Consider the following 6,008-nt stretch of genomic DNA (forward strand, 5'->3'; position numbering starts at 1 on the left):
ACATGCAGCGGTCTACATGTATTACGGGCTTTCCTGCTCCCCTATACCTAGCGTACTGTAAAGCAGTTACGTTCTTATTGTGAGAGAGAGTATTATATACCAAGTATATAATCTTATGATTGGGAGGGAACCACAATGCATAAGGGGCCCCCTGAACGACAGACGGCATAGGAGAGAGTCAATGTTTGTCTATCCAATCCAGAGGGCTGCGTGTGTAATTGTTTATTGTGTGTAAGTGTATTGTGTATGTGTGTAAGTATGTGTGTATAGTTTTGTGTGTTTAGTGTTCGTGTATTAAAGGGGTTTGCTTTACAGTGGCATAGGATATGGATTAACTTATTTTACTGCCATACCTGTTTTTGCATCCAACACGATGGATACAGGTTTATTTTGTGCATCATGGAACTCTACAGTATAAATAGGTTTACCGTTTTGGTTTGCTACAGACCAAGAGTTAATACCAGTTGCTACGTTGCCAGTTTGTGCGAAGGCTGCATTGATCGCCACATGTGGAGGTAACACAGTACCAGCATCAATAGCACTAGCTTCCATAGATGCATCATATGCTTTAGGAGTACCTTCAGTTACATTACCAGATGCCACATCTAGAGTCATGGAATGGGCACCACTAGTATTGAAACCGTCTACTTCATAGATAGCAGTTTTATCGGCAGCTTTGAAGGATACATTAGTAATCTTAGAGTCGCCATATTTATTTTCAAATTGGTCGATTAAATAATTCGCACCAATTACGAAAATACTATTTTGATCGACTACGCCTGCTTGCTTACTTGTTGTGCTAGGTTGTGATTTTCCACTTTTAGAGTTTTTTTTTCCTCTTTAGTAGTTTCTTTTTTGTCAGCTTTTTTATCTGCTTTTACTTCTTTAGTTTCTTTTACAGCTTTATCAGCTTTAACTGCTTTGTCAGCTTTTACTTTAGGCGCTTTGTGTGCTTGCGCTTTTTTAGTATTTTTTTCTTCTTTATTAGCTTCTACTTTTTTATCTGCTGCACGCACTACTTTAGCTTCGCTAGGAGCTTTTGCCACAGCTGCAGTTTCAATTGTAGGAGTTGCTGCTGCAGGATTAGCTGCTGCTGGAACTACAGTGTCTTGAGCTACTGGAGCTTTTACGTCTTGAGTTGCTGTTGGAACTGGTGTAGTATCTTGAGCTACTGGTGCAACTGGAGCCACTTCAACTTTAGCCGCTGTTGGTACAACTTTAACTGCTGGAGTTACTTCTACTTTAGCTGTTGCAGGAGCTACTTCTGTTTTAGCTGCTGCTGGAGCTGCTTCTACTTTAGCTGCTGGAGTTACTTGAATTGTAGGAACCACTTGATGAGTAGCAGGTTCTGCGACAGGAGCTGTAGTAGCTGCTACCTCTTGAGTTACAGGAACTGGTGTTGCTTGTTCAGCTGCTGTTACTGCTACAGTAGCACCAAATACGCCAGCTACTGCTAAAGCAATACTACTTTTCAAAATAGATTTTTTCATAATATCCTCCTTGATAATCCATATATATGCAAAACTACGCATATATATTTTTAACCAACTCGGTGTTATCGTTATAGTTCCAAAACATATATCTAGCGTGGACTGTAGATATATAGTCTGGAAATTCCCGATATATTTGAGTTCTGTCTTTTGACTGGACACATATTATCCATAATCTATGAAATAAAAATGTAGAACCCATTGGTCTAGCTTATTTTGGCGTGAGTCTAAAATGAATTTATATGTAATTTAAATGAAATTCTATAGTATTCGATTTGCAATTAAGTATTCTATGAATCAAATCTAAAAAGCTATATATCCCATGTCTAAAGGAATCATGGCCTCTCATTGTAATTTTCATAATCTAAACATCCCATTTCATGAGCAAACTTTCACAAAAAAACTCCTTAAAACTATCATTTACTACAAAAAAGACAGTTTTAAGGAGTTTAATTCTTATATTTAAAATAATAAGCCTTTGACTATTAAGTTATATTTACTAATTACAATGAGGTTTAATCATCAAATTTAACAGATAATAAAGTACCATTCATAGCATCAATTCGTACATCTACCTCTTTGTCACCTTCTGTTCCGAAGCTAACTTTGTATACTATTTTACCTTTATCATACTGTACAGACCACCCATTAAGGCTTGTCGCTTTGCCTTGCGTTTGAGCATACGCAAAATTAACTACCGCTGCTGGCGGTAAGATTTCACGAGGATCAAAGGATTTTTTCTTTAACGATTTATGGAAGTCCCCTTCACGTTTTTCAAAGATTTGATTTGTGGCATAGATATACGTAAGCTCATATTTGCCACTTTCATCAAAACCGTCTACATCATATCTAATTTGCCCACCATCCGCATCAAAGGCGATTTCTGTGATAGCTGCATTTGGATGATTCTGAATAAATGCATTTAATAAACCATTGGCACCTACAATCGCTGCATGGTTTCCATCAACAACGGCAACAGTTGGTTCTACCGCTACTAAATGGGCTGCACTTGCATTTGGCATACCAAACACTGCTGCCAAGGCTAATACAAGGCTACCTTTTACAAATAAGGATTTCATAGGCTCCTCCATCTCTCAAACAGGACCATAGTGTGTATATATACAATTATACACTAAATCGATACGATTTATTAATCTTTATTTATAATATTAATGCATAGACAACTCCCCTATGATACAATGCACGTAGAATATTTTTTACTACAAGTGAGACGATTATGATTTCATTATATCCTACTATATATCACACATTTCAATGCAAAGCAGATCGATGTGAAAATACATGTTGTCAACTTTGGACCATCGATATCGACGAGACTATTGCTGAACGCTATCACACCATGACAGGCCCTCTTGGTGAAAGCTTACGCCAAGCTATCACTGTCGATGATGAGGGCAGCCATTTCGTATTTTCTAAGGAACAACCAATGTGTCCATTGCTCAACGAACAAGGACTATGTAAGGTTGTGCTCGAACTCGGAGAAGAAGGCTTATGCGATACGTGCCATATGCACCCGCGTTTTTATAAATATATTGAAGATCTCGAACTATGTGGGGTTGGTCTATCCTGCGAAGCATCGGTTGAACTACTCGCAGAGGATACTCAATCTGATCAGGTAATCTTTACCATTGAAGACGATGATAGCGAGTTTAGTCCTGACGAGCGTTTAACTATTCAGAATATATTTGAACTATTAGCCCTTGATATAGATTCATCATACTTTCAATACAGCCCAAATCCTGATGTACAGTATTATGCGAAACTGTTAGATTTATACGATACAACAGAGCCTATCGATGAAGAATGGACTGTACAAATTAATACATTATCTCATGACATAGAAAAACTTATTACCGCTGTACAAAGCTATATAGCAAATCACGATATGGGGCTATTCAACAAGGTGTTCCAATACATCTTATATCGTCAAATCGATATGCTAGCAGACTATTCTTTGGAATCTATCCTCTCCTACGCAAGAGATGGTGTAGAATACATACTAATCACAAGTGCTATAGAGGGTTCACCGCTTAAACAAGTCGCAAGATGGTCCCAACAAATCGAATACGATGAAGACAATGTAGAACTACTATTACAACATTATGATTCTCTTCAATAATGACAAACTACTTTTACTAAAATTTCATTCAAAGCAATAAAAACCTCCTAGTATAAAACTAGGAGGTTTTATGTATTTACGCAAAGAGTATGCGCATAATCCAGTTATATAAAAGGTTAATAATATATAGAACTATATATACAGCGCCTACAGTGATAGGCTCTACTTTCATAATCCGAGATAAAAGCATGACGGCTACGTAGATAACGGCACCAACGTAAGCTAATGCTAAGGGAACTAATAGAATCATTAAAAATGGCGTAATATAAATGCAAATAATAGATACCAAAATTAATGCTAGCCCAAGTGCGCCTGTATAGCCCTCCACATAGGCAGTACCCATTAATACTTGCTTAAAATCAAACTCACGTTCTAAAAGAACGCTCAGTAATTTCCAAAGTATAAAGCTACCTACAAACCAATAGATTCCAAGGCCTAAAATCTCTCTCAATATAGAAAATATGCCATATACAGCCGGTATAAAGCCAAATAAAAAACCTCCAAAGGTCATGGCTAGCGGTAATAATACAATACCTAAGGCAAAGCCTAAAATATGAGTGGCACACCAACCGGCAAGGCCAGCTTTAATACCCTTTTCAAGGGTACCAAACCAGAAGATTTCATCGATTCCCTTCTTCGGTGAACGCACCAGCAGGGATATTTCTCGTAAAAATGTCGTATCCATAACTAACTCCGCTCTCAACTATACTATAAATTTAATTATATCATAAATTTCCAAATTTAAATTATGTATAATTAATTTTAATATAAATTAAAACAAAGAAATACCGCAAGACTTTCATCTTGCGGTTATACTACATTATTATCTTATATTATTTAACTAGGGTATGTACAAATCGGATCCATTGAGGCAATACCGACACTGATAGCAACGCCACAATAAACATAATAATATATGTTTTTACGATACCTAATTCAACATAGCGGCGCATGAGCTGAGCCCCAATAAAGACAGCATAATATTGACTAAACATGGTTACAAGATAGGCCATATCCCCTACATATTTCGGCATAGATAGATAAAATAATATGAGCCCCACTATATGGATCAACACTAATACTACGGTACGCAGTGCATTCGTATAAGCTAAGCCATAGATATAGTTTCGCATCACGCCCCTATAGGTCCCAGTACCACCTAGCAATACTAGTAATCGCCATATAACAAAGGCACCTATGATAATTTGAAAAATTAAAAAGGATGCATTTGCCAAAGCACTAACCAGATCAAAATGTGTGAGACCAGTCATGCGTTTTATGCCTAATGCGGGAGACACAGCTTTCACTATGAACGGCAAAGCATAGGTCGTTACATATAATACAATTGTAGATATTATAAGATTTAGTATAGCTCGAGTATAGGTTCCATTTCTAATAATATTTTGAAAGGATCTGTCACTCAATTTTGTAAATAAATGTAATATGTCCTTATACCAAGTCATAATACTCCTTATATATTATCGAGTTAATGTATATAGCACTTCACATAATAGTGATGCTAAAATAGCAATTAACATAATGCTTAGTCCTTCATAAAAACTGCCATTAATACATGCTCCGGCTATACGCCCCATGGTCTGTAGTAGCAATACAGTACTAAGAATGCATAAAACAATCATGCAAAAGCCAATAATGGCTTGCAATATAATCGGTATGGATGTAAGAATCAACATAATACCTGCCGTAAGCGTAATCATAGCTACTACTAGTTGAGCAAAGGCCATCATATGTAATACACCGGTAACTACGCCACGAATGTAGAACTTACGCTTTTGCAACATAGCGTAACCTAACAAGATACCGGACATAAGCGCCGCTTTTAAAATTACCCACGTAAAGCGACCTACATTCCAAAACTCACGAGGCTTACTTAGCTGCTCAAAAAAGACTTGTATTTCATGCTGCCCTACGGGAAGCGAAAACAATTGCCACTTTACCAAAAGCGATGAATTACGTATAAATGCTCGTATAGCATCTAAATAGACGCTTTCACCAACGATGGTAAATTGATAACATATGAGGGCCAATACCAACATCCATGCAAGCTGTCCATAGGTAACATCATAGTGGTACATGCGCGGATGTTTTTCTTCAATGGGGTTTAATAAGCGATAAACGAACTCTAATAAACCTCCCATCATGCCTCTCACCACCTTTTACACAACAAGAATAGCACCATTCTATATAGAATGATGCATCACACAACACAACGATTACGAATTTATAACAATTATTTTATTTTTAATTCATACTCTGTTCATCATTATAACACAAAAGCAAGGTATATTCATACCTTGCTTTCATATTTTTCATACTATGTAATTATCTAGATGTAGCAAGCATAACCATGCCCACCA

At 36.9% G+C, this 6,008-nt stretch carries 7 protein-coding genes; 1 reads left to right on the top strand and 6 read right to left on the bottom strand.

Features of this window, described 5'->3' with window-relative positions:
• Positions 1 to 336 precede the first annotated feature (336 nt).
• From QZ055_RS07650 to QZ055_RS07660, 3 genes are all read right to left on the bottom strand, one after another.
• Positions 337 to 615 carry a PepSY domain-containing protein gene (locus QZ055_RS07650; protein WP_105090104.1) on the bottom strand — a complete coding sequence of 93 codons (279 nt, stop codon included), beginning with the start codon at positions 613 to 615 and terminating at the stop codon, positions 337 to 339.
• A 158-nt stretch (positions 616 to 773) separates the two neighbouring features.
• Positions 774 to 1,490 (bottom strand): ribonuclease E, encoded by a 717-nt coding sequence (locus QZ055_RS07655; protein ID WP_295825783.1) that lies wholly within the window; start codon positions 1,488 to 1,490, stop codon positions 774 to 776.
• 515 nt (positions 1,491 to 2,005) lie between these two features.
• Positions 2,006 to 2,569: a PepSY domain-containing protein gene (locus QZ055_RS07660; RefSeq protein ID WP_187359568.1), complete on the bottom strand. Its 564-nt coding sequence runs from the start codon at positions 2,567 to 2,569 to the stop codon at positions 2,006 to 2,008.
• A 158-nt stretch (positions 2,570 to 2,727) separates the two neighbouring features.
• On the opposite strand from QZ055_RS07660, the gene fliB reads away from it, so the two are divergent.
• On the top strand, positions 2,728 to 3,630 hold the full coding sequence (fliB, locus tag QZ055_RS07665) for a flagellin lysine-N-methylase (protein WP_295825785.1): 903 nt from the start codon (positions 2,728 to 2,730) through the stop codon (positions 3,628 to 3,630).
• A 76-nt stretch (positions 3,631 to 3,706) separates the two neighbouring features.
• On the opposite strand, the gene QZ055_RS07670 is transcribed toward fliB, so the two are convergent.
• From QZ055_RS07670 to QZ055_RS07680, 3 genes are all read right to left on the bottom strand, one after another.
• Positions 3,707 to 4,315, bottom strand: coding sequence for a hypothetical protein (locus QZ055_RS07670; RefSeq protein ID WP_105090100.1), 609 nt, complete (start codon positions 4,313 to 4,315; stop codon positions 3,707 to 3,709).
• Positions 4,316 to 4,463: 148 nt separating this feature from the next.
• Positions 4,464 to 4,937: a hypothetical protein gene (locus tag QZ055_RS07675; RefSeq protein WP_295825788.1), complete on the bottom strand. Its 474-nt coding sequence runs from the start codon at positions 4,935 to 4,937 to the stop codon at positions 4,464 to 4,466.
• A gap of 171 nt (positions 4,938 to 5,108) precedes the next feature.
• Positions 5,109 to 5,792, bottom strand: coding sequence for a hypothetical protein (locus QZ055_RS07680; protein WP_105090098.1), 684 nt, complete (start codon positions 5,790 to 5,792; stop codon positions 5,109 to 5,111).
• Positions 5,793 to 6,008: the final 216 nt, after the last annotated feature.

Origin of the sequence: uncultured Veillonella sp. (assembly GCF_905209685.1) — a bacterium.
In the GTDB taxonomy this organism is placed as follows: domain Bacteria; phylum Bacillota; class Negativicutes; order Veillonellales; family Veillonellaceae; genus Veillonella.